This is a genomic window from Verrucosispora sp. WMMA2044, assembly GCF_027497155.1.
Taxonomy (GTDB): domain Bacteria; phylum Actinomycetota; class Actinomycetes; order Mycobacteriales; family Micromonosporaceae; genus Micromonospora; species Micromonospora palythoicola.
The window spans coordinates 2,119,875-2,145,622 of the sequence record NZ_CP114913.1; the positions used below are offsets into that span (position 1 = coordinate 2,119,875).

Annotated in this window: 23 protein-coding genes; 12 read left to right on the forward strand and 11 right to left on the reverse strand. The window is 72.8% G+C overall.

Translation table 11 applies throughout. The features are described 5' to 3' along the window. Window positions 1-3: 3 nt before the first annotated feature. The 6 genes from O3597_RS09510 to O3597_RS09535 all read left to right on the forward strand — a co-directional run bounded on the left by O3597_RS09510 (window position 4) and on the right by O3597_RS09535 (window position 4,683). Complete coding sequence (locus O3597_RS09510; protein WP_281603880.1) at window positions 4-435, forward strand: 6-carboxytetrahydropterin synthase; 432 nt, start codon at window positions 4-6, stop codon at window positions 433-435. Beyond that, window positions 419-1,471, forward strand: coding sequence for a glycosyltransferase family 4 protein (locus O3597_RS09515; protein ID WP_281603881.1), 1,053 nt, complete (start codon window positions 419-421; stop codon window positions 1,469-1,471). The genes O3597_RS09510 and O3597_RS09515 overlap by 17 nt, the downstream gene beginning before the upstream one ends. Continuing rightward, the gene (locus O3597_RS09520) at window positions 1,468-2,292 is read left to right on the forward strand and encodes a class I SAM-dependent methyltransferase (RefSeq protein WP_164449813.1); all 825 of its coding nucleotides are present in this window, start codon (window positions 1,468-1,470) and stop codon (window positions 2,290-2,292) included. The genes O3597_RS09515 and O3597_RS09520 overlap by 4 nt, the downstream gene beginning before the upstream one ends. A gap of 134 nt (window positions 2,293-2,426) precedes the next feature. Then, window positions 2,427-3,317 carry a lysylphosphatidylglycerol synthase domain-containing protein gene (locus tag O3597_RS09525; RefSeq protein WP_281604505.1) on the forward strand — a complete coding sequence of 297 codons (891 nt, stop codon included), beginning with the start codon at window positions 2,427-2,429 and terminating at the stop codon, window positions 3,315-3,317. Between the two features lie 11 nt (window positions 3,318-3,328). Continuing rightward, the gene (gene ribA / locus O3597_RS09530; protein WP_281603882.1) at window positions 3,329-3,970 is read left to right on the forward strand and encodes a GTP cyclohydrolase II; all 642 of its coding nucleotides are present in this window, start codon (window positions 3,329-3,331) and stop codon (window positions 3,968-3,970) included. Next, window positions 3,967-4,683 (forward strand): dihydrofolate reductase family protein, encoded by a 717-nt coding sequence (locus tag O3597_RS09535; RefSeq protein ID WP_281603883.1) that lies wholly within the window; start codon window positions 3,967-3,969, stop codon window positions 4,681-4,683. The genes ribA and O3597_RS09535 overlap by 4 nt, the downstream gene beginning before the upstream one ends. Before the next feature lie 150 nt (window positions 4,684-4,833). Here O3597_RS09535 and O3597_RS09540 read toward each other — a convergent pair whose 3' ends face one another. The 5 genes from O3597_RS09540 to O3597_RS09560 all read right to left on the reverse strand — a co-directional run bounded on the left by O3597_RS09540 (window position 4,834) and on the right by O3597_RS09560 (window position 10,438). Further along, entirely contained in the window at window positions 4,834-5,382 is a 549-nt protein-coding gene (locus O3597_RS09540; RefSeq protein ID WP_281603884.1) for a GNAT family N-acetyltransferase, read from the reverse strand. Then, entirely contained in the window at window positions 5,375-7,417 is a 2,043-nt protein-coding gene (locus O3597_RS09545) for a penicillin acylase family protein (RefSeq protein ID WP_281603885.1), read from the reverse strand. Before O3597_RS09545 ends, O3597_RS09540 begins: the two co-directional genes overlap by 8 nt. Further along, on the reverse strand, window positions 7,414-8,229 hold the full coding sequence (locus O3597_RS09550; protein WP_281603886.1) for an ABC transporter ATP-binding protein: 816 nt from the start codon (window positions 8,227-8,229) through the stop codon (window positions 7,414-7,416). Before O3597_RS09550 ends, O3597_RS09545 begins: the two co-directional genes overlap by 4 nt. 77 nt (window positions 8,230-8,306) lie before the next feature. Beyond that, window positions 8,307-9,329: an iron chelate uptake ABC transporter family permease subunit gene (locus O3597_RS09555; protein ID WP_281603887.1), complete on the reverse strand. Its 1,023-nt coding sequence runs from the start codon at window positions 9,327-9,329 to the stop codon at window positions 8,307-8,309. Continuing rightward, window positions 9,326-10,438, reverse strand: a complete 1,113-nt coding sequence (locus O3597_RS09560; protein ID WP_281604506.1) for an iron ABC transporter permease — start codon at window positions 10,436-10,438, stop codon at window positions 9,326-9,328. The genes O3597_RS09555 and O3597_RS09560 overlap by 4 nt, the downstream gene beginning before the upstream one ends. Window positions 10,439-10,506: 68 nt before the next feature. Here O3597_RS09560 and O3597_RS09565 point away from each other — a divergent pair, with 68 nt between their 5' ends. From O3597_RS09565 to O3597_RS09585, 5 genes are all read left to right on the forward strand, one after another. After that, window positions 10,507-11,535 carry an ABC transporter substrate-binding protein gene (locus tag O3597_RS09565; RefSeq protein ID WP_281603888.1) on the forward strand — a complete coding sequence of 343 codons (1,029 nt, stop codon included), beginning with the start codon at window positions 10,507-10,509 and terminating at the stop codon, window positions 11,533-11,535. 140 nt (window positions 11,536-11,675) lie between these two features. After that, window positions 11,676-13,220 (forward strand): aspartate aminotransferase family protein, encoded by a 1,545-nt coding sequence (locus O3597_RS09570; RefSeq protein ID WP_281603889.1) that lies wholly within the window; start codon window positions 11,676-11,678, stop codon window positions 13,218-13,220. Window positions 13,221-13,255: 35 nt separating this feature from the next. Continuing rightward, entirely contained in the window at window positions 13,256-14,536 is a 1,281-nt protein-coding gene (locus tag O3597_RS09575; RefSeq protein ID WP_164449821.1) for a SidA/IucD/PvdA family monooxygenase, read from the forward strand. Then, the gene (locus O3597_RS09580; protein ID WP_281603890.1) at window positions 14,533-15,144 is read left to right on the forward strand and encodes a GNAT family N-acetyltransferase; all 612 of its coding nucleotides are present in this window, start codon (window positions 14,533-14,535) and stop codon (window positions 15,142-15,144) included. Before O3597_RS09575 ends, O3597_RS09580 begins: the two co-directional genes overlap by 4 nt. After that, window positions 15,131-16,933: an IucA/IucC family siderophore biosynthesis protein gene (locus O3597_RS09585; protein WP_281603891.1), complete on the forward strand. Its 1,803-nt coding sequence runs from the start codon at window positions 15,131-15,133 to the stop codon at window positions 16,931-16,933. Before O3597_RS09580 ends, O3597_RS09585 begins: the two co-directional genes overlap by 14 nt. Before the next feature lie 36 nt (window positions 16,934-16,969). Here O3597_RS09585 and O3597_RS09590 read toward each other — a convergent pair whose 3' ends face one another. From O3597_RS09590 to O3597_RS09600, 3 genes are all read right to left on the reverse strand, one after another. Further along, window positions 16,970-17,878 (reverse strand): oxygenase MpaB family protein, encoded by a 909-nt coding sequence (locus tag O3597_RS09590; protein WP_281603892.1) that lies wholly within the window; start codon window positions 17,876-17,878, stop codon window positions 16,970-16,972. Between the two features lie 70 nt (window positions 17,879-17,948). Then, the gene (locus O3597_RS09595) at window positions 17,949-18,986 is read right to left on the reverse strand and encodes an aminoglycoside phosphotransferase family protein (RefSeq protein WP_281603893.1); all 1,038 of its coding nucleotides are present in this window, start codon (window positions 18,984-18,986) and stop codon (window positions 17,949-17,951) included. 116 nt (window positions 18,987-19,102) lie between these two features. Next, complete coding sequence (locus O3597_RS09600) at window positions 19,103-20,317, reverse strand: hypothetical protein (protein WP_281603894.1); 1,215 nt, start codon at window positions 20,315-20,317, stop codon at window positions 19,103-19,105. A gap of 131 nt (window positions 20,318-20,448) precedes the next feature. Between O3597_RS09600 and O3597_RS09605 the strand changes: the two genes are divergently transcribed. Continuing rightward, complete coding sequence (locus O3597_RS09605) at window positions 20,449-22,155, forward strand: NAD-binding protein (protein WP_281603895.1); 1,707 nt, start codon at window positions 20,449-20,451, stop codon at window positions 22,153-22,155. 42 nt (window positions 22,156-22,197) lie between these two features. Here the strand turns inward: O3597_RS09605 and O3597_RS09610 are convergent, their stop codons facing one another. The 3 genes from O3597_RS09610 to O3597_RS09620 form a co-directional block, all read right to left on the reverse strand. Then, a complete protein-coding gene (locus tag O3597_RS09610; RefSeq protein ID WP_281603896.1) occupies window positions 22,198-23,055 on the reverse strand; it encodes an aminoglycoside phosphotransferase family protein in 858 nt (285 codons plus the stop codon). A 32-nt stretch (window positions 23,056-23,087) separates the two neighbouring features. Beyond that, complete coding sequence (locus O3597_RS09615) at window positions 23,088-24,617, reverse strand: alpha-N-arabinofuranosidase (RefSeq protein WP_164449828.1); 1,530 nt, start codon at window positions 24,615-24,617, stop codon at window positions 23,088-23,090. A gap of 111 nt (window positions 24,618-24,728) precedes the next feature. Next, window positions 24,729-25,745, reverse strand: a complete 1,017-nt coding sequence (locus tag O3597_RS09620) for a LacI family DNA-binding transcriptional regulator (protein WP_216592336.1) — start codon at window positions 25,743-25,745, stop codon at window positions 24,729-24,731. Between the last annotated feature and the right edge of the window lie 3 nt (window positions 25,746-25,748).

Consider the following 25,748-nt stretch of genomic DNA (forward strand, 5'->3'; position numbering starts at 1 on the left):
ACCGTGTTCAGCGTGACCGTCCGTGACCACATCATGATCGCCCACAGCTTCCGCGGCGAGGTCTTCGGCCCCGCCCAGCGGCTGCACGGCGCGACGTTCGTGGTCGACGCCACCTTCCGCCGCCCCGACCTCGACGACGACGGCATCGTGGTCGACATCGGACTGGCCACCGACCAGCTCAAGGCGGTGCTCGGCGAACTGAACTACCGCAACCTCGACGACGAACCCGCGTTCGCCGGGCGGAACACCACCACCGAGGTGCTGGCCCGCACCATCGCCGACCGGCTCGCCGACCGGGTGGCCGCCGGTCAACTGGGCGGCGGCGCCCGGGGCCTGACCGGCATCACGGTCACCCTGCACGAGTCGCACGTGGCCTGGGCCAGCTACGAGCGGGCGCTGCCCGGCTCGACCGCCGTCGGTGAGGGCACCGCCTGACGTGCCGATCCTGCACGTGATCCTGCCGGGCGACATCGACGACCCGGCGTCGCCCAGCGGCGGCAACGGCTACGACCGGCGGATCTGCGCCGGGCTCACCGCCGCCGGCTGGTCGGTGCGCGAGCACGCCGTGGCCGGTGACTGGCCGCGACCGTCCCCGGCGGCGCGGGCAGCGCTGGCGGACGTGCTGGCCGGCACGCCGGACGGGGCGCTGGTGCTCGTCGACGGCCTCGTCGCCTCGGTGGTGCCGGACGTCCTCGCCGCCCACCGCAGGCGATTGCGGCTGGTCGCGCTGGTGCACCTGCCCCGAGACGACGACACCGAGGCCAGGGCGCTGGCCACGGTCACCGCCGTGGTGGCCACCAGCGCCTGGACCCGCGACGCGCTGCTGCGGCGGTACGCGCTGCCCGCCGAGCGGGTGCACGTCGCCCCGCCCGGGGTGGACCCGGCCCCGCCGGCGCCCGGGTCGGCCACCGGATCGGCCCTGCTCTGCGTCGCCGCGGTCGCCCGACACAAGGGACACGACGTGCTGGTCGAGGCGCTGACCACGGTGACCGACCGGCACTGGACGCTCACCTGTGTCGGACCGCTGCACCGGGAGCCGGAGTTCGTGCACCGGCTGCGCGAGCGGATCACCGCCGGCCGGCTCGGCGACCGGATCCGACTCACCGGACCGTTGGTCGGCGACCGGCTGCACGCCGCGTACGCCGCCGCCGACCTGCTGGTGCACCCGTCGCGGGGCGAGACGTACGGGATGGTGGTCACCGAGGCGCTGGCGCGCGGCGTACCGGTGCTCGCCACCGCCGTCGGCGGACTGCCCGACGCCCTCGGTCGCACGGCGGCGGGCGACCGGCCTGGTTTGCTGGTGCCGCCCGACGACCCGACCGCCCTCGCCACGGCGTTACGCCGCTGGCTCGACGACGCGGCCCTGCGCGAGCAGTTGCGGCACGCCGCCGTGCGGCGACGGGACACCCTCGCGGACTGGGACAGCACGGTCGCCCGGATCACCACGGCCCTGAAGGAGGCGTCGGCATGAGCATCGAACTCCCGCCCGATTTCGCGAAGTGGCTCGCGCTGCGCGAACCCGCCGACGTGGCGGCCCGGTCCACCGAACTTGTCGACACGCTGCGTACGGCGCTGCCCGGCCACGGCCCCCTGGTGGTGCATGATCTTGGCGCCGGGACCGGCTCGCTGGGCCGCTGGTTGGCCCCGCTGCTGCCCGGCGCCCAGCACTGGATCCTGTACGACCAGGATCCCGACCTGCTGGCCCGGGCGTGCGCCGGCATGCCGGCCACCGCCGCCGACGGGGCGCCGATCACCGTCGAGACCCGCCAGGGCGACCTGACCCGGCTGACCGCCGCCGAGCTGGCCGACGCCGCCCTGGTCACCGCCTCGGCCCTGCTCGACATGCTGACCGTCGAGGAACTCGACCGCCTGGTCGCCGCCTGTGCCGAGGCCGGTTGCCCGGCGTTGTTCCTGATCTCCGTGACCGGCGCGGTGCGGTTGACCCCGGCCGACCCGCTGGACGGGGAGGTCGCCGCCGCCTTCAACGCCCACCAACGTCGTACCGTCGGCGGCCGGCGGTTGCTCGGACCGGACGCCGTCGACGCCTGCGTCGCCGCCTTCGCCCGCCACGGCGTGGACGTGCAACTGCGGCCCAGCCCCTGGCGGCTCGGGTCGGAGCAGGCCGCCCTGACGACGGAGTGGTTCACCGGCTGGCTCGACGCGGCCCGTGAGCAACGCCCCGACCTGACCGTCCACACAGACGAGTACGCACGACGTCGGCTGGCGGAGGCTGAAAGCGGTCGCCTCGGGGTACTGGTCGGTCACGTCGACCTGCTGGCGCTGCTCCGTTGAACCGGCAGCCGACCAGCTACGTGCGTACAGTCAGGGAAGATCGTCATGCCGGGGAGGCACGAGTGGGGGAAGAAGCTGGCGACGCCGCACCCACGGCGACCCCGGCGCGCCGGTCGTTCTGGGGCTGGGCCCGACTGGCACTGGGAGTGGCCGTCCTCGTCGGGCTGCTCTGCTGGCTCGGCACCGGGCCGTTCCTGGCCGGGCTGCGGCTGATCGACGCGCCCGCGCTGGCCGCCGCGCTCGCCATCGGCGTCCTCACCACCGTCTGCGCCGCCTGGCGGTGGAGCCTCGTCGCCGGTGGCCTCGGCGTACGTCTGCCGCTGCGGGAGGCGGTCGCCCACTGCTACCGGGCGATCTTCCTCAACGCGACGCTGCCCGGCGGCATCCTCGGTGACGTGCACCGCGCGGTGCGGCACGGCCGCGACGTGGGCGACGTCGGACGCGGCATCCGCGCGGTGGTGTGGGAACGGATGGCCGGGCAGGTGGTGCTGGTCGCGGTAGCCGCGGTGCTGCTGTTCGCCTTCCCGTCGCCGGTGCGCCCGTTCCTGCCGGTGGCGACCGCCGTGGCGGTGGCGGTGCTGGTCGCCGTGGTGGTGGCGGCCCGGCTGCTGCCGCACTCCGGCGCCTCCCGGTGGGCCCGAGCACTGGGCACCGCCGTGTCGGACGTACGGCTCGGGCTGCTCGGCCGGCGTACCTGGGCAGGGGTCCTGCTCGCCTCCGCGCTGGCGGTGGCCGGGCACCTCGCGACCTTCCTGGTGGCCGCACGCACGGTGGGTTCGACCGCCCCGCTGACCCTGCTGTTGCCGCTGACCCTGCTGGCCCTGCTCGCGATGGGGGTGCCGGCGAACGTCGCCGGGTTCGGCCCTCGCGAGGGGGTGGCCGCGTGGGCGTTCGCCGCCGCGGGCCTGACCGCCGCCGAGGGGGTGGCCACCGCGACGGTGTACGGCGCCCTGGTGCTCGTCGCGAGCCTGCCGGGAGCCGCCGTGCTCCTGGCCCGACGTGTCCGTGTACCCGCCACCGCCTGACGAGGAGACCCATGTCCGAAACACTGCCTGTCGCCACCATCCGGACGCAGGTCACCGTGCCGCTGCGGTTTCCCGACGGTTACACCACCACGGCTCGACTGTTCACCTTCGACGGGCTCGTCGACGGCCGGGAGCACCTCGCCTTCCGCCTCGGCGATCCCGGCGCGGCGGAACGCGCCGGCGACGTGCCGCTGGTCCGTCCGCACAGCGAATGCCTCACCGGCGACGTGTTCGGCAGCCAACGCTGCGACTGCGGGCCGCAGTTGCGCGAGGCGGTGCAGCGTATCGCCGACGTCGGCGGTTACCTGCTCTACCTGCGTCAGGAGGGCCGGGGCATCGGGCTGTACGCCAAGCTCGACGCGTACGCGTTGCAGGACGCGGGGCTGGACACCTTCGAGGCCAACGTCGCGCTCGGTCACGCCGAGGACGAACGCGACTACACCGTGGCGGCGCAGATGCTCGCCGCGCTCGGTGTCGGCCCGATCTCGGTGCTGAGCAACAACCCGGAGAAGACCGAGCAGTTGGGGCGGCTCGGGATCACCGTGACCGAGCAGGTGCCCACCGGCGTGTTCCTGTCCCCGGCCAACGCCGACTACCTCGCGGCGAAGGCCAGCCGCGCGGCCCGCGCCGCCGACCTTCCCTTCGTCCGGTGACCGCCTCGTCCGGGGCGGCCCGGCCGTACGTGCTGCTCAGCTGCGCCACCTCGATCGACGGCTACATCGACGACGCCACCGACGAGCGGCTGCTGCTGTCCAACGACGCGGATCTCGACCGGGTCGACGAGGTCCGGGCGGGCTGCGACGCGATCCTGGTCGGTGCCGGCACCGTTCGCCGTGACGATCCCCGGTTGCTGGTGCGCTGCGAACGGCGCCGGGCCGACCGGGTCGCCCGTGGCCTGCCGGCATCGCCGACCCGGGTGACCATGACCGGCTGCGGCGACCTGGACCCCGAGGCCCGGCTGTTCACCGTGGGGGACACCGACCGGATCGTCTACAGCGCCGGTGGGGCGGTCGAGAAGACCCGACACCGGCTCGGTGAGCTGGCCACCGTGGTCGACGCCGGTGATCCGGTCGACCTGCGATGGATGCTCACCGACCTGGCCGAGCGGGGTGTCGGTCGCCTGTTGGTGGAGGGCGGCGCGGGCGTGCATGGCCAGTTCCTCGCCGCCGGGCTGGCCGACGAGCTGCACCTGGTGGTGGCCCCGTTCTTCGTCGGGGACGGGCGGGCGCCGAGGTTCGTCGGCGAGGGCAGCTTCCCGTGGCACCCGGGTCGGCGGGCGCAGGTGGTCGAGGCGCGTCAGATCGGTGACGTGGTGCTCACCCGCTACGCGTTGTCCGAACGCTGCGAGCCGCCGTCGACCGACTGACGGTCGCGCCGCATGCCGCATCTCGCGGTGTCCGGCGCGGCGGCGGGCGCGACATGCGGCGTCTCGCGGTGTCGGTGCGGCGGCGGTCAGCGACATGCGGCATCTCGCGGTCTCCGGGCGGCGGGAGGGCGCGACATGCCGCATGTGGGGCTACGCCGACGGGCGGTCGAGGAACATCAGCCGGGCGCGTTTGTCGGGCAGGTCGATCAGCGGACCGTCGACGAAGCCGGCCCGGCGCAGTCGGGCGATCGCCTTGTCGTTGCGGGCGTCCGGTTCCATCACCAGTCGTAGCCGCCGGTGGTCGGTGAAGACGAAGGCGACGAACTCGGCCAGCAGCGTGCCGGTGAACCCCGGTTCGGGGCGTACCGGGGTGCCGATCAGCAGGTGTCCACCGTGGTCGCCGGGGCGTACCGGGTAGCACCTGCCGACCGGGTCGTGCTCCGGTTCGTAGGTCTGGAACAGCGCCACCGGGTGCCCGTCGCGCAGGGTGAGGTACGCGTGGTGGGTGGACAGCGAGTCCACGTACCGGTAGATCTCGGCGACCCGCTCCCGGTCGGCGTCGCGCATCCCCCAGAACCGGGCCCGCTCCTGACTGACCCAGGAGTGGATCACCTCGGCGTCGGCGTCCGGCTCGACCGGCCGGAAGGCCACCACACCGAACCGGGGCACGTGACGTTCGTAGTGGTGGCGGTCAGTCATCGTGCTCCTCGGTCAGCCGGTCCCAGTCGCAGCTGGTCTGGATCAGGTCGCCGCGCAACCACAGCGGCAGTTGGTCGTCGCGGTGCGGTCCGGCGCCGGCGGCGCCGAACGGCACCACCCAGCGGCTGTCGTCCCGCCGGGCCAGGTCCCACACGTAGCGGGCCGCCGGCCCGCGCAGACACAGGTCGGTGACCCCGGGGACGCTCGAGGTGGCCAGCACGCAGTCGTGGTCACCGGACAGTTGCGGCCCCGGCGACGCGGCCGGCTCCGGCAGGGCCCGCCATGGCAGCAGCCGGTGCCGTTCGCCCCAGCGGTGGGTGTCGCCGGCGGCGGCCACCTCCGTCAGGGCCTCGCGCAGCAGGTGGGCCTGATCCAGGCCGGGAAGGTCGGCGTGCAGCAGCGGTGTCACCGCGTACCCGACGCGGGCCGGTAGGCCCAGCCACGGCCGGAACACCTCCGGGTAGGGGGGTGGTTCGGCAAGCGCCGCTAGGGCGGGGTGGGCGGCGAGCCGGCGGGTCACGGCGGCCCGCAGGTCGGCGAAGGCGGCGGCGTCGACGCTGTCGGCGTCCATCCGGCGGTCCCAGGTCAGCAGACGTTCCCGCAGCTCGGCGGCGGCCGGTTCGAGCCCGTCCAGCGGGACGAGCAGGTCCAGCAGCGGGCCGGCGGCGGCCAGGTGGGTGTCGGTGTGCACGGTCGCGAGCTGCTCGGCACGCCAGTCGTCGGTGGTGTCCAGCAGGTGGCGGATCCGGTCGGCCCGGTACGGCGGCGCGAACTCCACACCGAGCCCGGCGGCGAGGCCACGCTCGTTGGCCATCACCGCCACCTGACCGACCGGGCTGCTCGGCATGTCGTGCCAGCCCTGCCAGGCGTGGCTCGCCTCCCAGCCGGGGACCACCCCCAGCCCGTTGGCGGGGTGGCGTCGCGGCACCCGCCCGGCCACCCGGTGCAGCAGCCGGCCGGCGGTGTCGGCCGCGAGGACCACGTTCACCGGTTCGACCCAGTCGTCGAGTGCCGCGTCGACATCGTCGACGGTGCGCGCCCGCAGTAGCGCCGGCAGGACGCCGAAGCCCAGCTCACCCAGGACACGGGGCGGATAGCGCAGGCTGACCGTGATGGCCGGGTCGTCGTCCGGTCCACCGGAGACCAGCGGCCCCCGCTCGGTCTCGATCACCTCGACCTCGATCGGCGCGGCGCCGGCCACCTCGATCGTCTCGACGTGCCGGTGCGCCGGCCGCCACCCTTGCGGCCCGTACGCCTCGACCCGGTCGCCCCGGCGGCGCAGCCGTTCGGCGTATCCGTCCTGGTAGTCGGCCATGGCGTTGGTGATCGCCCAGGCCACCGCCCCGGCGTGGCCGAAGTGCGGGATGCCCGGGATGCCGGGCACCGCGAAGCCGAGCACGTCGTACTCCGGGCAGGCCAGCCGGATCTGCTGGTAGATGCCGGGCGCCTCGATGAACCGGTGCGGATCACCGGCGATCAGGGCGGCGCCGGTGGCGGTGCGGTCGGCGGCGAGCAGCCAGCCGTTGCTGCCCGAGGTGACCTGGTTGTCGACGGCGAACAGGCCGGCGGCCTGCGGGCCGAGCCGACGGGCCACGTGGTCGCGCCAGAGTTTGGTGCCGAAACCCGCGAAGAGCACGTGATGTCCGAGCCAGAGCGCGAGCGGCGTCCACGGCTGCCAACGCCCCGGCCGTAGGCCCGTGGCGGCGAACTCGGGGGCCCGTGCCGCACCGGCGGACAGCCCGTCGTTGACCCCGTCCACGTAGCGCCCCACCCACTCGGCGGTGCCCGGGTCGAGGGCGGCGTGGCAGCGTCGCGCGGTGTCGGCGAGCCGGGCCCGGCGGGCGAAGCTGTCCCAGGCCACCGCCTCGGTACCGAGGAAGGAGGCGGAGGTGCCCTGGGACCGGTGCCGTTCCACCTCGATCTGCCAGGCCCGGTCCAGGGCGGTGACCCGACCCTGGGCGTAGGCCAGCGACGGGTGGTCGTCGGCGCGCAGGTGGGGGACGCCGTAGCCGTCGCGGTAGCGGCGGGCGTTCACCGCGTCACCGTACCGGCGCGCGCTCGGGCACGGGCCGCCGGCACCACCAGCGGGGTGCCCGTCTCCGGGTCGTCGATGACCCGGCAGGGCAGGCCGAAGACCTCCTCGACGAGTTCGGCGGTGACGATCCGGCGGGGTTCGCCGGCGGCCACCACCCGTCCGTCACGCATCGCGATCAGGTGTGTGGCGTAGCAGGCGGCGTGGTTGAGGTCGTGCAGCACCGCGACCAGCGTGCGACCCTGCTCCTCGTGCAGCCGGGCGCACAGGTCGAGCACCTCGATCTGGTGGGCGATGTCGAGGTACGTGGTCGGCTCGTCCAGCAGCAGCAGGGGTGTCTGCTGGGCCAACGCCATGGCCAGCCAGACCCGCTGCCGCTGGCCGCCGGAGAGTTCGTCGACCAGCCGGTCGCCGAGGTCGTCGACGCCGGTGGCGGCCATCGACTCCGCGACGATCCGCTCGTCGTCGCGGGACCACTGTCGCAGCAGCCCCTGGTGCGGGTAGCGCCCCCGGGCCACCAGCTCGGCCACGTCGATGCCGTCCGGGGCGATCGGCGACTGGGGCAGCAGCCCGAGCGTACGGGCCACGGCGCGGGCGGGTAGCCGGTGGATGTCCGTCCCGTCGAGCAGCACCGCCCCGGCGGTCGGCCTCAGCAGCCGCGACAGCGCCCGCAGCAGGGTGGACTTGCCGCACGCGTTCGGGCCGATGATGACCGTGAAGGAGCGGTCGGGCACGGCGACGGTGAGGTCCTCGGCGACGACGCGTCGGTCGTAGGCGAGCCGCAGCCCGTCGCCACCGAGCCGGGAGGTCGACATGCTTGTTGCTCCGTTCTGAGGTGTGGTGGTCAGGACCGACCCGCTGGTCCGGCCCGGTCCGCCGGACTGCCGGGCGGTCACAGCCGGCCCGCCCGGCGCTCGGTGGCCAGCAGCCACACCAGGTAGCCGCCGCCGATCACGCCGGTCACCACGCCGACCGGTAGTTGGCCGGGCAGGGCGCGCAGCGCGACCTGGTCGGCGAGGACGGTGATCAGCGCGCCGACGACCGCCGCCGGCAGCAGGGTGACCCCGGGCGCCCGGGTGAGTCGTCGGGCCAGGTGCGGGGCGGTGAGCGCGACGAACGGCACGGGTCCGGCGGCGGCCGCGGACAGCGCCACCAGCAGCACGGCCCCGGCGAGCAGCAGCATCCGCAGCCGGTGCACGCTGACCCCCAGCCCGCTGGCGGCGTCGTCGCCCAACTCGGTCATCCGCAGCGCCGGCGCGCAGGCCAGCAGCGCCGGTACCAGTACCGCGAGGGCGGCCAGCAGCGGTGCGGCGTCGGACCAGCCGCGACCGTCGAGGCTGCCGGTGAGCCAGAGCATCGCCCGGGAGGCGCTCATCAGCGGTACCCGGGTCATCAGGTAGCCGTTGACGCCGGTGAGGATGGCAGACATGCCGATGCCGACCAGGACCAGCCGGTAGCCGTGCACGCCGCGCCGCCAGGCGATCAGGTAGATGAGCAGGCCGGTGACCACCCCGCCGAGGGCCGCGGAACCGGCGAGGGCGGCACTGCTGCCGCCGACGGCGACCACGACGAGCGCGCCGGTGGCCGCGCCCTGGGTGAAGCCGAGCACGTCCGGGCTGCCCAGCGGGTTGCGGACCAGCGACTGGAAGACCGCTCCGGCCAGGCCGAGCGCGGTGCCCACGGCCAGTCCGGTGACCAGCCGGGGCAGCCGCAGCTGGGTGACGATGAACTCCTCGGCGGGGCTGCCGCCACCGGTCAGCGTGCGCAACACGTCGATCGGTGACATCGGGTACTCGCCGTGCCCGATGGCCAGTACGCCGACGCCGACGGTGAGCAGCAGGCAGACCGTGCCGACGGCGAGGACGCGGGGACGCAACCGGACGGAGAGCCGGGCGGGCGTACGGATCACGATCATGATCGGATCGTCCTCGTCCGGAGCACCAGCGCCAGGAACAGCGGACCGCCGACGACCGCGGTGATGAGTCCGACCTGGAGTTCGCCGGGGCGGCCGAGGACCCGCCCGAGCACGTCGGAGCCGAGCAGCAGCACCGGGGCGAGCAGTGCGCAGTAGGGCAGCAGCCAGCGCAGGTCGGGGCCGGTGAGGGCGCGGACCAGGTGCGGCACGAGCAGACCGACGAAGACGATCGGTCCGCACGCGGCGGTGGCGGCCCCGCAGAGCAGGGTGATGGCGATGATCACACCGGCTCGGGCCACGGCCGGTCGGGCACCCAGGGCCTGCGCGGCGTCGTCACCGAGGGCGAGGGCGTTGAGCGGACGGGCGGCGGCCAGCGCGACCAGCAGCCCGACCGCGATGAACGGCAGTACCCGCAGCACCGTGCCGGTGTCGGCGCTGGCCAGTGAGCCGACGGTCCAGAAGCGCAGCCGTTCCAGGCCGGCCGCGTCGAGCAGCATCACCGCGCTGACGTAGGAGTAGAGGGCCGCGTTGAGCGCCGCGCCGGCCAACGCCAGGCGGGCCGGGGTCGCGGCGCGACCGCCACCGACGGCGTACACCCCGACGGTGACGGCGGCGGCGCCGAGCAGGGCGAACCACACCTGCCCGGTGCCGCCGCCGAGGCCGAACAGGGCGGTGGCGGTGGCGATGGCGGCGGCGGCCCCGGCGTTGATGCCGAGCAGGCCGGGGTCGGCGAGCGGGTTGCGGGTGAGGGCCTGCATCGCCGCGCCGGCCACGCCGAGCGCGGCACCGGCCAGCAGACCGAGCAGCGTACGGGGCAGCCGCAGTTGCCGTACAACGGTGTACTCGGCGGCGTCGCGTTCGGTCAGGGCGTGCCAGACGTCGGACGGGGGGATCGGCTTGGCGCCGACGGCGATGCTGAGCGCCGCGACCGCGAGCAGGGCGAGCGCGGCGACGAGGAGACCGCCGGCGCGCAGGGCGTTGCGGCGCTGCCGGGGTGCCGTGGTCGGCCGGGTCGGTTGCTCGCGGGGTGGCGACTCGATGACGGACAGGGTGAACTCCAGTGTGGTGCGAAACGCCGTCGGGACTTGACAGGAGCCGAGTGTAGGCAGGAAGTTAGGTTAGGTTAGCCTAACCCCGGCTGTCCATGGTCCGAGACCCTGATCGAAAGACGAGACGCATGTCTGAGCACCACTCCGCCCGTCGCCTCTCCCGTCGGGGGCTGCTCGCCATCGGCGGCGCCGCCATGGCCGCCGCGCTCGTCGGCTGCGGCCGTGGCGACACCTCCGGCACCGACACCGGCAACGGCTCCGGGCCCTGGTCGTTCACCGACGACCGCCCCGAGACGGTGACCGCCGACGCCCGGCCCGACCGGGTGGTCGCCTTCACCGGCTCCGCCGCGGCGCTCGTCGACTTCGGACTCGGAAGCGAGATCGTCGGGGTCTTCGGCGAGACCAGGAAGGCCGACGGCAGCGTCGAGCCGCAGGCCGGCGACCTGGACGTGGAGAGCGTCGAGATCCTCGGCAACGTCTGGGGCGAGTTCAGCGTCGAGAAGTACGCCGCCCTGCGCCCGGAACTGCTGGTCACCCACATGTACGACCCGGGCGCCTACTGGTACGTCCCGGACGAGAGCAAGGACAAGATCCTGCCGCTGGCACCGGTGGTGACCATCACCACCGCCCGGGTGCCGATGACCAAGCCGATCGAGCGCTACGCCCAGCTCGCCGAGTCCCTCGGCGCCGACCTGTCGGCGGCGAAGGTCACCGACGCCAAGGCGCGGTTCGAGGCCGCCGCCGAGGCGGTACGCCAGGCCGTCGCGGCAAATCCGGGCATCAAGGTGATGGCCGCCTCGGGCAGCCCCGACCTGTTCTACGTCTCCAACCCCAAGGTCAGCACCGACCTGATGTACTTCGCCGAACTCGGCGTCGACATCGTGGTGCCGACCAAGCTGGAGGCCGGTGACTACTTCGAGGCGCTCAGCTGGGAGAACGCCGGAAAGTTCGCCGCCGACCTGATCCTGCTCGACAACCGCGGCACCGCCCTGCAACCCACCGACCTGGCCGCCAAGCCCACCTGGAAGCAGCTGCCCGCCGTACAGGCCGGGCAGGTCACGCCGTGGGACGCGGTGCCACGCTTCTCGTACGCCGGCGCGGCGCCGCTGCTGGAGAACCTCGCCAAGGCGATCCAGGGCGCCAAGAAGCTCACCTGACCTGGGCGGGGCGGCCGGCTGCGGTCAGCACCGGCCGCCCCGCCACCGCCCTGCCAGACCCGATCCGAGCGCCGCCCACCTGTCGTGCGGCCCGTTCCGGCTGCCCGAAAACCGAACCGCTGAGCGTGGAGGACACGTCCATGACCCTGCCGGTGCACACCGCCGAGGCAACGCCGACCCCCCTGCGGCCCGGCCCCACACCCGCCCGGGCCCACCTGCTCAGCGACGACACGGTCGAGCAGTACCGCCGGGCGGTGGCCGCCGGCACCGACCGGGTGGCCCGGCGGATCGCCGAGGCCACCGGACCGTTCACCGGCGTACGCCCGGACGAACTCGCCCCCCAGGTGGAGGCGATCGACCTGGACCGGCCGTTGGGCGACACCACCGCCGCGCTCGACGAGTTGGAGGACGTCTACCTGCGCGACGCGGTCTGGTTCCACCACCCCCGGTACCTGGCCCACCTCAACTGCCCGGTGGTGATTCCGGCACTGCTCGGCGAGGCGGTCCTCAGCGCGGTCAACTCCTCGATGGACACCTGGGACCAGAGCGCCGGCGGCACCCTGATCGAGCGCCGGCTCGTCGAGTGGACCGCCGACCGGATCGGCCTCGGTCCGGCCGCCGACGGGGTCTTCACCAGCGGCGGCACCCAGTCGAACCTGCACGCCCTGCTGCTGGCCCGGGAGGAGGCGCTGGCCGCCGCGACCCCCGCCGACCGGCGGATCCTGCTGCCCCAGCTGCGGATCATCGCCTCGGCGGCCGGTCATTTCAGCGTGCAGAAGGCGGCCAAGCTGCTCGGCCTGGCACCGGACGCGGTCGTGGTGGTGGAGACCGGCCCGGACCGGCGGATGCGTCCGGGCGCGGTCCGGCACGAGATCGCCCGTTGCCGGCGGGCCGGCCTGACCGTCATGGCGGTGGTGGCCACCGCCGGCACCACCGACTTCGGCACCATCGACCCGCTCGACGAGATCGCCGAGGTGTGCGCCACGGCCGGGGTGTGGCTGCACGTCGACGCCGCGTACGGATGCGGGTTGCTGGTCTCGCCGACCCGCCGGCAGCTGCTCGACGGCATCGAGCGCGCCGACTCGGTGACCGTCGACTACCACAAGTCCTTCTTCCAGCCGGTCAGCTCCAGCGCCCTGGTGGTCCGTGACCGGCGGACCCTGCGGCACGCCACCTGGCACGCCGACTACCTCAACCCGGCCCGGACGGTCGCCCAGCGCATCCCCAACCAGGTCGACAAGAGCCTGCAGACCACCCGCCGGTTCGACGCGCTCAAGCTCTGGCTGACCCTGCGGGTGATGGGGCCCGACGCGGTCGGTGAACTCTTCGACGAGGTCTGCGACCGGGCCGCGCAGGCGTGGGAGCTGGTCGCCGCCGACCCGCGATTCGAGGTGCTGACCCGTTCGCAGCTGAGCACCGTGGTGTTCCGCTGGCGACCCAGCGGGCCGGGCCCGGACCTGACCGACGCGGCCAACCTGCGCGCCCGCGAGGCGTTGGCCGCCTCCGGCCTCGGCGTGGTCGCCGGCACCAAGGTCGACGGCCGCCAGTACCTCAAGTTCACCGTGCTCAACCCGGCCACCACTGTCGCCGACGTCGCCTACGTGCTGGACCTGATCGCCGAGCACGCCGGGCGCTACCTGCACGAACACGTGCCCGCCGCCGACCTGACCTGCCCGGTCGGCTGACCATGCCAGCTGCCAACCCGAGCCTGGAGGGCCGGATGCGAAGCTACGACTTCATCGGGATCGGCCTCGGGCCGTACAACCTCGGCCTGGCCTGCCTGACCGCACCCATCGCCGAACTCGACGGGCTGTTCCTGGAGGCCCGCGACGACGTCTCCTGGCACCCCGGCATGCTGCTGGAGTCGTCCCGGTTGCAGACGCCGTTCCTGGCCGATCTGGTCACCCTCGCCGACCCCACCTCGCCCTTCTCCTTCCTGAGCTACCTCAAGGAGATCGGCCGGCTCTACCCCTTCTACATCCGGGAGAACTTCTTCCCGCTGCGGGTGGAGTACGACGCATACTGCCGTTGGGCCGCCGCCAAGCTGCCCAACCTGCGCTTCGGTCACCAGGTCACCGCCGTCGAGTACGACCCGACCGACGACCGCTACGTGGTGACCGCCACCGTCGACGGTGCCGTCGTGACCCACCGGGCCCGGCATCTGGTGCTCGGCACCGGCACCCCGCCGCACCTGCCGGACGCCTGCGCCGGCCTGACCTCCGACGCGGTGCACAACTCCCGGTACCTGGCGCACCGGGACGCGTTGCGGGCCAAGCGGAGCATCACCGTCGTCGGCAGCGGGCAGAGCGCCGCCGAGATCTACCACGACCTGCTCGGCGACATCGGCACCCACGGTTACCAGTTGAACTGGGTGACCCGCTCGCCGCGCTTCTTCCCGCTGGAGTACACGAAGCTCACGCTGGAGATGACCTCGCCGGACTACGTGGACTACTTCCACGCGCTGCCGGAGCCCACCAGGTACCGGCTGGAGGCCGAGCAGAAGGGGTTGTTCAAGGGCATCTCCGCCGACCTGGTCAACGACATCTACGACCTGCTCTACGCCTGCAGCGTCGACGGACCGGTGAACACCCGGCTGCTCACCAACACCGAGCTGACCGAGGTGACGTACGACGAGAGCACCGGGAAGCACACCCTTCGGCTGCGCCACGTCGAGCAGGAGCGGGACTTCACCCTGGACACCGAGGGGCTGGTGCTGGCCACCGGGTACCGGTACGAGGTACCCGCGTTCCTGGAGCCGATCCGGCACCGGCTGCGCTTCGACGACCACGGTCGGCTCGACGTCGCCCGCAACTACAGTGTGGACTCCACCGGGCGCGGCGTGTTCCTGCAGAACGGTGGCACCCACACCCACAGCGTCACCTCGCCCGACCTCGGCATGGGTCCGTACCGCAACAGTTGGATCATCCGGGAACTGCTCGGCCGCGAGCCGTACCCCATCGAGAAGTCGATCACTTTCCAGGACTTCGGGGTGCCGGGGTGACCCAGCTCGTCCACGTCCGCCATGATCGGCGACTCGGCGAGTTCGCCCTGCGTACGATCGACGTGGCCGTCGACGCGCCGCTGCTGCACCGGTGGGTGACCCACCCCAAGGCGGCGTTCTGGCTGATGCAGGACGCCGACCTCGACGCCGTGGCCGCGGAGTACCGCCGGATCGCCGAGCACCCGCACCACGAGGCGTACCTCGGCCTGTGGCGCGGCGAGCCGGCCTTCCTAGCCGAACGGTACGACCCGGCGCACGTCGAGCTGGTCGGCCTGCACGACGCGCGGCCCGGCGACGTCGGGATGCACTTCCTCTGCGCACCCACCGCCACCCCGGTGTCCGGCTTCACCCGGGCCGTCATCACCACGGTGATGGCCTGGCTGTTCGCCGACCCGGCCACCGAACGGGTGGTGGTCGAGCCGGACGTGCGCAACACCGCCGTGCAGGCGCTCAACGCGGCGGTCGGCTTCGAGGTGGTCGGACCGGTCACCAAGCCGGAGAAGATCGCCCTGCTGAGCATCTGCACCCGGCAAGGATTCCGCGCCGCCACCGACGTGACCGCAGCGGCCGGCACCGAGACGAAGGAGCATCACCGTGACCACGCCTGACCCGGTCGCCCACCTGCGCCCGGAAACCTGGGAGCGGGCCAACCGCCTGCTGGTACGCAAGGCGCTGGCCGAATTCAGCCACGAGCGGCTGCTCACCCCCGAACCGGAGGGCTCGGCCGCCGACTCCACCGGCCGCCGCTGGTACACCGTCACCGCCGCCTCCGGCGCGGTCCGGTACCGGTTCGCGGCCCGGGTGATGACCCTGGAGCACTGGGACATCGACCCGGAGAGCATCAGTCGGCACCGGGACGGTGAGTCGCTGCCGCTGGACGCGGTCGACTTCTGCCTCGACCTGCGTGACGCGCTCGGCCTCACCGACCGGATCCTGCCGGTCTACCTCGAGGAGATCACGTCCACCCTCGCCGGCCTGGCGTACAAGCTGGACCGGGCGCTGCCCGGCGCGGCGAAGCTGGTGGCGGCCGACTTCCAGACCATCGAGACCTCGATGACCGAGGGTCATCCCTGTTTCGTGGCCAACAACGGACGGCTCGGCTTCGGCGTCGACGAGTATCACCGGTACGCCCCCGAGGCGGCCCACCCGGTACGGCTGATCTGGCTCGCCGCCCACCGCGACCACGCCACCTTCACCAGCTCGGCGGACCTGGACCGGGAGACGCTGCTGCGCACCGAACTGGGCGAGGCGACCCTCGCCCGGTTCGCCGCGACCATGACCGAGCTGGGCCTCGACCTCGCCGACTACCACCTCATCCCGGTACATCCGTGGCAGTGGTGGAACAAGCTGTCGGTCACCTTCGCCGGCGAGGTGGCGCGTCGCCGGCTGGTCTGCCTCGGCGAGGGCCCCGACGAGTATCTCGCCCAGCAGTCCATCCGCACCTTCTTCAACGTCAGCCACCCCGAGCGGCACTACGTCAAGACCGCGCTGTCCGTGCTGAACATGGGCTTCATGCGGGGCCTGTCGGCCGCGTACATGGAGGCCACCCCGGCCATCAACGACTGGCTGGCCGACCTGATCGACGGCGACGAGGTGTTCCGGGCCACCGGACTGACGATCATCCGGGAGCGGGCCGCGGTCGGCTACCGGCACCGCCAGTACGAGGCCGCCACCGACCGCTACTCCCCGTACCGGAAGATGCTCGCCGCGCTGTGGCGGGAGAGCCCGGTACCCGACCTGGCGGACGGCCGGAGACTGGCCACCATGGCGTCGTTGCTGCACGTCGACGCCGACGGCCGGTCGTTCGCCGCCGAGCTGATCGCGGCCTCCGGGCTGGCACCGGCGCAGTGGCTGCGCCGCTACCTGACCGCCTACCTGACCCCGCTGCTGCACGCCTTCTACGCCTACGACCTGGCGTTCATGCCGCACGGCGAGAACGTCATCCTGGTGCTGCGCGACGGCGTCGTCGAGCGCGCGATCTTCAAGGACATCGCCGAGGAGATCGTGGTGATGGGAGCCGACGCGCAGCTGCCGCCGGCGGTCGAGCGGATCCGGGCCGACATCCCGGAGGACATGAAGCTGCTGTCGATCTTCACGGACGTCTTCGACTGCTTCTTCCGATTCCTCGGCGCGACCCTTGCCGACCAGGGCGTCCTCGGCGAGGAGGAGTTCTGGCGTACCGTGGCCGACTGCGCCACCGAGTACGCCGGCCGGGTACCGCACCTGGCCGACCGGCTGGCCCGCTACGACCTGTTCGCCCCGGAGTTCGCACTGTCCTGCCTCAACCGGCTGCAACTGCGCGACAACCAGCAGATGGTCGACCTGGCCGACCCGTCGGCGGCCCTGCAACTGGTCGGTGCCCTGACCAACCCGCTAGCCCGGTTCGCACCGTCCTGACCGCCGGCGGACCTCGATCCCGACCGGCCGTCGCCGTCAGTCGGGATCGGGGCGGCTCGCGGTGACGGCACCGCCGCCGGTCGTCCGCGAATCGGTGGTGTCGGCCGGGCCGAGCTGGTCGATGGTGTAGCCGTCCGGGTACGTCCGGGTGCTGATCACGCCGCCGGCGAACAGCGGCGCGGTGCGCGGCCGGCCGAGGTGGCGCAGCAGCCACGCCCGGACGCGCAGGCCGGCGTGCAGTCCGGCGCGTACCGGCCAGGCCGGGGTGGCGACCCGGGTGGCCGCGCGCAGCCGGTCGTCGTACAGCGCGGCGACCAGGGCGTCGCCGATCGGAGCCAGCGGGCGGGGCAGCCGGCCGAGCAGCAGCTCCCGGGTGGCCCGTTCGATCGCCGCCGCGTCGTCGTTGGGGCGCAGGTGCGCCGCGTCGTAGGCGTCGAACCAGTCGGCGAACTCCTGGTAGGTCTCCGGGATGTCGGTGATGCCCATCCGGCGGCCCAGCTCCCGGTAGAGCGCATGGGTGGCGCGCCGCTCGTGACAGCAGGTGGGACGCCAGCCGTGCCGGTCGATCCAGCGGGTCGGGATCACCACCAGACAGCCGAGCACGTACCGGTAGTGGTCGTTGCCGATGCCGTACGGGCGATGGATCTGGTTGACCCGGCGCAGCGCGGCCCGCCCGCGCGGATGGTCGAAGCCGTTGAGCACCATCTCGTACATCAACAGCCCGGTGTCGTCGATGCGCTTGCGGGTCCGCTGGGTCAGCTCACCGGTGGCGGTGTGCACGGCGGCGATCTCCGGAATCGAGAAGGAGCGGTTGAACGCCAGGTTGAGCCCGAGCCGCAGATCCCAGCAGAACTCGTGGCGCAGCATCGTCTGGTAGATCTCCAGGTGGTCACGCTCAGGGTCGAGCGACCGGATACGCGCCAGGTTGGCGTGACGGTCTCGCAACAGCGGCACCTCCAGCGGTGGTCGACTGCCGGCCCGGCCAACTGGTCCGGCCGGCCGTTGGGCCGTCGGCTCAGTCCGCGGCCAGCTCGACCAGGTCGCGGTCGAGCAACTCGGCCAGCAGCGCGTGCCGGCCAGGGTCGATCTTCGGCGTGATGCCCCGGCTGGGCATCTCCACGGTCATCAGCAGGTGCAGGTGCATCCGGTACAGCGTGAGCCGGCGGCGTGCTCCGTCGTCGAAGGCGAGCGGCACACCGGTGGCCTCGGCGTAGCCGCGCAGGAACGGGTGCGTCGGTTCGTCCTCGGCGCGGCGGAACAGCAGCGGTGAGACCAGGTCGAGCAGCGGATCACCGTAGAGGAACCGCTCGCCGTCGACCAGCCCACGCATCCGGTACGCGCCGTCGGCGTCCCGGTCGGCGAGGACGTTGCCGTCCCAGCAGTCGAAGTGCAGCAGCGCCGGCCGGCGTACCGTGTCGAGCACCTCGCCGTGCCGGGTCACGAGTGCCCGCAACCGCTGCGGCGGCACCGGCAGCGGCACCTGCCAGTCGGCCGCGTCGGCGATCAGGTCGTTGATCATCGCGGTGAACGCAGCCGACCAGGTCGCGCCGCCGGTGCGGCCGGCGTCATAGCCGAACCGGTCGCCGGTGACCCGGTGCAGGGCGGCCGTCGCCGCGCCCAGGTCGGCGCGGACCGGCCCGTCGTCACCGTTTAGGTCGGGCAGGGCCCGGCCGGGCAGCCGGCCGGTGACCAGCCACTCACCGAGCCGCCGGTCCCGGCCGTGGTGCAGCACCGGCGGCACCGGCACCCGCGGCGCCCGCTCGGCGACCAGCCGGAAGTATCGGGCCTCGGCGGCGAGCAGGTCGGTCTCGTAGCGCAGCAGCCGCGCGGTGGGCGGCGGGGCGACCTTCAGCACCACGTCGCGGTGACCTGGTGCCACGCGGCCCGCTCCCGGCCGCTCGCCGTCGAGGCGGACCCACCACACCGCGGCGAAGCCGCCACCGGAGAGCGGCCCGCAGTCCGCCACCCGCCGGTCCGGCCCGAACGAGGACCGGACGAAGTCGACCACGTCGTCGGGGGAGAGGACCCGCTGTGTTGGACTGACCGGCACCACCCGGCCAGCGTAGGCCGCGCTCCGCACGCTGTCCGTCCCGTGTCAGCACCACCTCCGGCACCGGCCCGTCGACGGCGTTGTAGACCTGCAGCTGTGCGAACCACTCCGGGTCGACGTCAGTGGCGTGATCCGGTCGACGCGTCCGGCACGTACTCGAGCACGACCCCCCGCAGGTAGCGCGGGGTGGTGGGGAGATCTGCCGCGCCCACCGCGAACATCAGGGGGCTGCCCGGGGTCCCGGCGATCCCGTGCAGGCTCAGCCCGACCGCGTCCGGCGGCTGCGGCGCCGCAACGCCGGCCCACCCGCCCGTCCGGTACGTGACGAGCGAAGCGCTCGGCGTCGGCGAGTTGTCGATCAGCCACGGCTGTCCGGCGTGGTCGGTGACCACGTCGGGCAGTGCGCCACCCGGCGGCGCGTACCTGAGCAGTTCGAACGATCCACCGCCCCCGCGCACGGCCAACCCACCGTCGCCGACCGCCCACAGCTCGCTGGAGGATCGACCCGCGAGCGCGCGGAACGAGGACTCGTCGTTGTTGACGCCCACCTGGACCGTACGCCAGCCCGAGCCGTTCCAGTGGAATAGCAACGGGCCCTTGAAGCCCTGCCACGCGCCGTTGCCGGCGGCCCAGACGTCATCCGGCCCGATGGCCTTGATCGCGGTGACGGTGCAGAGGTTCGGCATTCCACCGAAGGACGTGCCGCCGGTGCGGCACTCGGCGGGCGGCTGGTGTGACCGCCAGGATCGTCCGTCCCACTGCTTGATGATCACATTGCTGCCGTCGTTGCCCACCAACCAGGTCTGTTCGCCGAGGACGGCAAGTCCGGTGATCAGTGCCTGGCTCTCGCCGTCGCCCCGCGCGAACGGCACCTCGCGCCAGGCGCTGCCGTCGTAGTGCAGGACGTGCGTCACCTGCTCCTCCGGGGTGGCGGCGGCCGTGCTGCCGACCGCCCAGACATTCGACGGCGAGTCGGCCGCGACGAGGTCGAGCCGGCCGTGCCATGAGATCGCCGGCACGGCCGCTCGTGTCCAGTTCGTTCCGTCCCACGGAAGGACCAACGGGGTGCCGGTGTCGTTCGGCTGGTCGGGCGAGTAAGCCTCGCTACCGACGGCCCACGCGTGCCTGGCGTCCACCGACACCACGTCCCACAGCACGCTTGTGGGCCCGGCCAGCTCCGGCAGCGTGGCCAGCCGCCAACCCGGTTCCGGCGCGTCGGCGGCGACGGCTCCGGGTGGTCCGTCGGAGGGGGCCGAGGTGCTCGTGCCTGCCGATCCGCCGGTGCACCCCGACACCAGCAGGACCGCGGCCGTCGTCACGACAATCTTGCGCATGGCCCTGATGATCGCATCGCGAATCCACGTATGCGATCACGTCTGTCCCATGCGTGCGGCCTGCGGCGGCTTGCCGGGTTCCGCGATGTGTCCAGCGCCTGGCCTGGCGGGTGGTCGATACGCTCGGCGGCGTGGAGGTCCCGGAGTCCGGATCGCCGGTCCAGCCGGAGCCGGAAGAGCCACGTCGCTTCGTCATCTGCGGCGACGACAGCCTGGCGTACCGGCTCGCCGACGAACTCACCAACCGGCACGGCGGTCAGGTCACGGTGATCCTGCGGTCTCGGACATCCCGGTACGGTCGACGCATCGCCCGGCTGCCCGGCGTCCGGTGCATCGTGGCGGAGCGGCCGGACGCCGACGCCTACCAGACGGCCGGGCTGGGCACGGCCGACGCGTTGGCCCTGGTCGACCGCAACGACGTGGCGAACATCGAGGCCGCGCTCCAGGCCCACGACCTGCATCCGACGCTGCGGATCGTGGTGCGGATGTTCAACACCGGACTGAGCCGAGGACTCGACCAACTGCCCTACTGCACCGTCCTGTCCGACGGGGCGCTGGCCGCGCCGGCCTTCGTCTCCGCCGCCGTCGGCCAGGCCACTCCCCGGCACGGCCTACGCGACGGCACGATGTTCGTCGCCGGACGCGACGAGGTACGCGAGCACGAGGTGGTCTGTGGCCTGGCGATCACCCGCAACGGCGACGAGGTCGAGGTACTGCCGGCCCGCCAGCACGAGGCCGACCTGGTGCTCGCCGCCGTGGCACCCTGGCGTCCGGAGACGTCCCGCCGCCGCCCGATGACCCACGGCTACCCGCTCGGAACGATCGCGGGCCGGGTCTGGCGCCGGATCCGCGTCGTCCTGGGCGTCTTCCTCGGACTGCTGCTCGCCGCCGCCGTCGTGCTCGCCCTGAGCCGTCCGGCAACCACCTGGTCCCAGGCGTTTTTCGAGGCGGTCCTCGCCACCTTGGGTGGCGCGGACGTCGAGCCGACCGCCACCGGGGTGGAGAAGGCGACGCTGGTTGTCCTCACCATCGCCAGCATCGCCCTGATTCCGCTGCTCACCGGCGCCGTGGTGGACGCAGTGATCAAGGTACGACTGGAGGTGGCGGACGGTTCCCTGCCGAGGCGGGCCAGCGGACACGTCATCGTGGTCGGGCTGGGCGGGGTCGGCAGCCACGTGGTCGAAGGTCTGCACGCCCTCGGGGTCGACGTGATCGCCATCGACCGCTCGGCGGACGCGCGCGGCGTATCGGCTGCGCGGGAGCTGCGGATTCCGCTGATCGTCGGGGACGCGAGTCGTCGAGAGACGCTGGTCGCCGCTTCGCTGGCGACCAGCCGCGCCCTTGTCGTACTCACCTCGGACGATGTGACGAATCTGGAGACCGCGCTGGTCGGCCGCGCCGTCCGGCCCGATCTGCGGGTGGTGCTGCGGCTCTTCGACGGCGACTTCGCCGACCAGGTGCAGCGCGCCTTCGACCTCACCATCTCCCGCAGTGTCAGCTATCTCGCGGTGCCGTCGTTCGTGGCGCGGATGCTGGGTCACGAACTGGAGGCGATTCCCGTCGCCCGGCGGGTGTTGCTGGTCGCCGAGACGACGGTCGGCGAGCGCTCGTTGCTGGCCCGGATGACCGTCGGTGATCTGCGTCGGCCGGGCGAGGCATGGTTGCTGCGGTTGACGAACCTCGTCGGCAGTCAGCTGCCGGCGACCGTCGCGGACGGACGGCGGTTGCGTCCCGGAGAGAAGATCACGGTGGTGGCGACCAGGGCCGGGCTGGCCCGGCTGATGGCGGAGGCGGCAGCCCGCCCCGACGCGGTGCGGCACATCGTGCCGCACGAGTGACAACGGCGCTCATGGTGTGGCTTGCGGCCGACGGTGGCGTCCTTACGGGACGTCGACGTCGCGGAGCGCTCCGGCGATCATGCGATGGCCCTGCGCCTCGAACGCCTCGTCGCCCACCCGGTACGCCCAGGCCGCGGTGCCGATCGCCTCGCGGACCCGGTTCCGGTGCCACGCGTCCGGCTCACGGGGATCGGTCCCGTACCCGTCGAGGAAGGCTGCCTCGAGCCTCGGATCGCGCAGGAAGTCCCGGGCGGCCAGCCGACCGAAGTCCGTGTACGCGGGACGCAGGGCGGCGCGACCGAAATCGATCACACTGAGCACGCCTTCGTGGACCAGCCAGTTCCGGGGCTGCCAGTCGCCGTGGGTGGGCACCAGGGACGCCGACGGGGTCGGCCAGGAGGTGATTTCGGCCCGCAGCCGCCGCACGGTGTGCGCGGCGATCCGATGTGGTCGGCGCAGCCAGGCCAGGGCCTTCTCGTTCTCGCGTCGCTCGTGGTCGTCGTCGGTGACGACGAACTGGGCGTGCAGCAGCGCCAGCAACTCGCCGGCCTGCCGGTAGAGGCGAGGATCGTCGGCGTGCTCGCTGCCGAGCACCAACTGACCGGGCAGGTAGCGGGTGACGAGCAGTTTCGCGTCCACGTCGCCGTGCACCAGGGCCGGCGCGCGGCCCCGATCGGTCCAGGGCCGCAACCAGTTGGCATGGGCGTCCAGTTCGCGCCGGATGCCGTGGTCGTCGTCGCCGCCGGCCTTGACGATGAATCGCGCACCCGCGCAGGTCACCTCGAGGACGGTGGTGGCCACCAAGCCCCAGCTGTGCTCGGCCTCGACGCTCGCCCCGGGAAGCCACCGCGCCAGCAGCGTCTGCTGCTGGCGGGTGAGGTTCCCGAGCGCCGAGGTCACCACGAGAGGATACGAGCCGACCGTGGGTACGGTCAGGACCCGCCGGACCCGGTTGCCTGCGGGACCGTCAGCGCGGTCCAGGACACGGGCGGCAGCTCGACGGTGAGCAGACCGTCGGAGAGCCGCGCGGTGTCGTTGTTGCGCAGCCCGACCCGGTGCGGGTCGCGCAGGTCGTTGGCGGCGCGCACGTCGGTGTCCCAGATGCCCTGGGCCGAGACCGCACCGGTCGGCTGGAACGCGCGCAGGTCGATCGTCACCGTCGTCGCCTCGGTGAGGTGCCGGTTCTGCAGGAACACCGACAGCCCGGTGCCGTCGCTTGTCGCCGCGGCGGCCACCACCGGCACCGAGCCGAAGGTCGCGGTGGTCGTCTCGTCGGCGTCGGCCAGGACCCGCAGCGCGTCACCCCGGGCGGCGTGCGAGGTCACCGAGAACGGGAAGAACGTCGTCTGCCGCCAGGCCGGGCCGCCGGGCTCGGTCATGATCGGGGCGATCACGTTCACGAGCTGCGCGAGGTTCGCCGAGGTGACCCGGTCGGCGTGGTTGAGCAGGGAGATCAGCAGACCGCCGAGGACGACGGCGTCCGCGACGGTGTAGCGGTCCTCCAGCAGGCGTGGTGCGACCGGCCACTCGTCGATGGTGAAGGTGCGCGCCTTCTCCTGCCACCGGCTCATGTACCAGATGTTCCACTCGTCGAACGCGAGATCCACCCGCTTGGACGAGCGTTTGACCGTGCGTACGTGATCGACGGTGGCGACCACCGACTCGATGTAGGTGTCCATGTCGACCCCGGAGGCGAGGAAGCTCGCGAGATCGCCGTCGTGTTCCTGGTAGTACGCGTGGCAGGAGATGTAGTCGACGTCGTCGTAGGCGTGGTTCAGCACGACGCGTTCCCACTCACCGAAGGTCGGCATACCCCGGCCGGACGAGCCGCAGGCGACCAGCTCCAGGTTCTGATCCACCTGGCGCATCGCCTTGGCCGTCATCGACGCGAGCTTGCCGTAGTCGGTGGCGTCGCGGTGGCCGAGCTGCCAGGGACCATCCATCTCGTTGCCGAGGCACCACATGGCGATGCCGAACGGCTTCTCCCGACCGTTGGCGGCCCGTTGCTCGGCACGGGCGGTGCCGGCCGGCAGGTTCGTGTACTCCAGCAGCTCGACGGCCTCCTTCGGGCCGCGGGTGCCGAGGTTCACCGCCAACATCAGCTCGCTGCCGACCAGGTCGAGCCAGTGTTGGAACTCGTGCAGGCCGACCTGGTTGGTCTCGGTGGAGTGCCAGGCGAGGTCGAGCCGACGCGGTCGCTCGGCCACCGGCCCGACGCCGTCCTCCCAGTTGTAGCCGGAGACGAAGTTGCCGCCCGGGTACCGGACCGTGCTGACACCCAGCTCCTTGACCAGCTCGACGACGTCACGCCGGAACCCGTCCGGTCCGGCGCTCGGATGCCCGGGCTCGTGGATCCCGTCGTAGATGTGCCGGCCGAGATGTTCGACGAAACCGCCGAAGAGTCGTCGACGGACCGGCCCGATGGTGAACGCCGGGTTGATGGTGAGGTGCGCGCGGGGCATGAGACTCCTTACCGATGATCACCTACGATAACGTTTTCGGTGCCGGCGGACGAGCCCTCGGCAGGTCGTCGGCGTCGCGCGGTGCCCACCGTCGGCCAGCGGCCCGCCGCCTCACCCCGGGGCGGGGCCGGCGCTGTCCCGACGGACCAGTTCGGCCGCGAGCGACTCGATCCGGGGATTCGCGGCTCCCGGGTCGAGGGCCAGGGCCATCGCGCGGGCGCCCATCTCGACGAGTGGCAGGCGGACCGTGGTCAGCGCCGGGGTGACGTCCCGGGCCACCGGCATGTCGTCGAAGCCGAACACGCTCACCTGCTGCGGCACCGGCACCGCGCGGGCGCGCAGCAGCGCCAACGCGCCGATGGCCATCGAGTCGTTGAGCGCCGCGATCGCGGTCAGCCCGGGCTCGGCGTCGAGCAGCTCGGCGGTGGCCCCGGCGCCGCCGTCGCGGTCGAAGTCGGCGTACCGGATGCGGTGTTCCGGCAGCTCCCGGCCGTGGTCGGCGAGTGCCGCGCGCAACCCGGCGAGCCGGTCGGTGATGGTGGTCAACACCCGGGGGCCGGCCACCACACCGATGCGTTCGTGGCCGAGGCGGCACAGTTCCCGACCGAGGAGTTCGCCGCCGCCCCGGTTGTCCGGCATCACCGCGTCACCGGAGTGTTCGTGACGGCCGATCACCGCGACCCGCCCGCCGGTGGCCTCGTACGCGGCGAGCTTGCCGTTGAGCAGCCGGGTGAAGTCGGCGTCGTGGTACCCGGAGCCGGCCAGGATGATGGCGGCGACCTGCTGGCCCCGCAGCAGCTCGACGTACTCCAGTTCCCGCTCCGGGTCACGGTAGCTGTTGCAGATCATCAACAGTCGGCCCTGGTCGGTGGCGACCCGTTGCAGGCCCCGGGTGATCTCGGAGAAGTACGGGTCGGAGACGTCGTGCACGATCACCCCGACGGCGCCGCGATGCGACCGGGCCAGCAGTTGGGCGTGGGCGTTGGGGACGTACTGCAACTCGGCGACGGCGCGCAGCACCCGCTCGCGCAGCTCCTCGGTGACCGGCTTGCTGCTGCCGTTGATCACGCGCGAGGCGGTGGCGGGTGAGACACCGGCCCGTCGGGCCACATCGGACAGCGTCGCCACACC

Coding starts and splice junctions, on each gene's coding strand:
- O3597_RS09520 (WP_164449813.1), top strand. CDS start 1,468: ATGAGCATCGAACTCCCGCCCGATTTCGCGAAGTGGCTCGCGCTGCGC.
- ribA (WP_281603882.1), top strand. CDS start 3,329: ATGTCCGAAACACTGCCTGTCGCCACCATCCGGACGCAGGTCACCGTG.
- O3597_RS09540 (WP_281603884.1), bottom strand. CDS start 5,382: ATGACTGACCGCCACCACTACGAACGTCACGTGCCCCGGTTCGGTGTG.
- O3597_RS09550 (WP_281603886.1), bottom strand. CDS start 8,229: ATGTCGACCTCCCGGCTCGGTGGCGACGGGCTGCGGCTCGCCTACGAC.
- O3597_RS09555 (WP_281603887.1), bottom strand. CDS start 9,329: ATGATCGTGATCCGTACGCCCGCCCGGCTCTCCGTCCGGTTGCGTCCC.
- O3597_RS09565 (WP_281603888.1), top strand. CDS start 10,507: ATGTCTGAGCACCACTCCGCCCGTCGCCTCTCCCGTCGGGGGCTGCTC.
- O3597_RS09570 (WP_281603889.1), top strand. CDS start 11,676: ATGACCCTGCCGGTGCACACCGCCGAGGCAACGCCGACCCCCCTGCGG.
- O3597_RS09575 (WP_164449821.1), top strand. CDS start 13,256: ATGCGAAGCTACGACTTCATCGGGATCGGCCTCGGGCCGTACAACCTC.
- O3597_RS09600 (WP_281603894.1), bottom strand. CDS start 20,317: ATGCGCAAGATTGTCGTGACGACGGCCGCGGTCCTGCTGGTGTCGGGG.
- O3597_RS09615 (WP_164449828.1), bottom strand. CDS start 24,617: ATGCCCCGCGCGCACCTCACCATCAACCCGGCGTTCACCATCGGGCCG.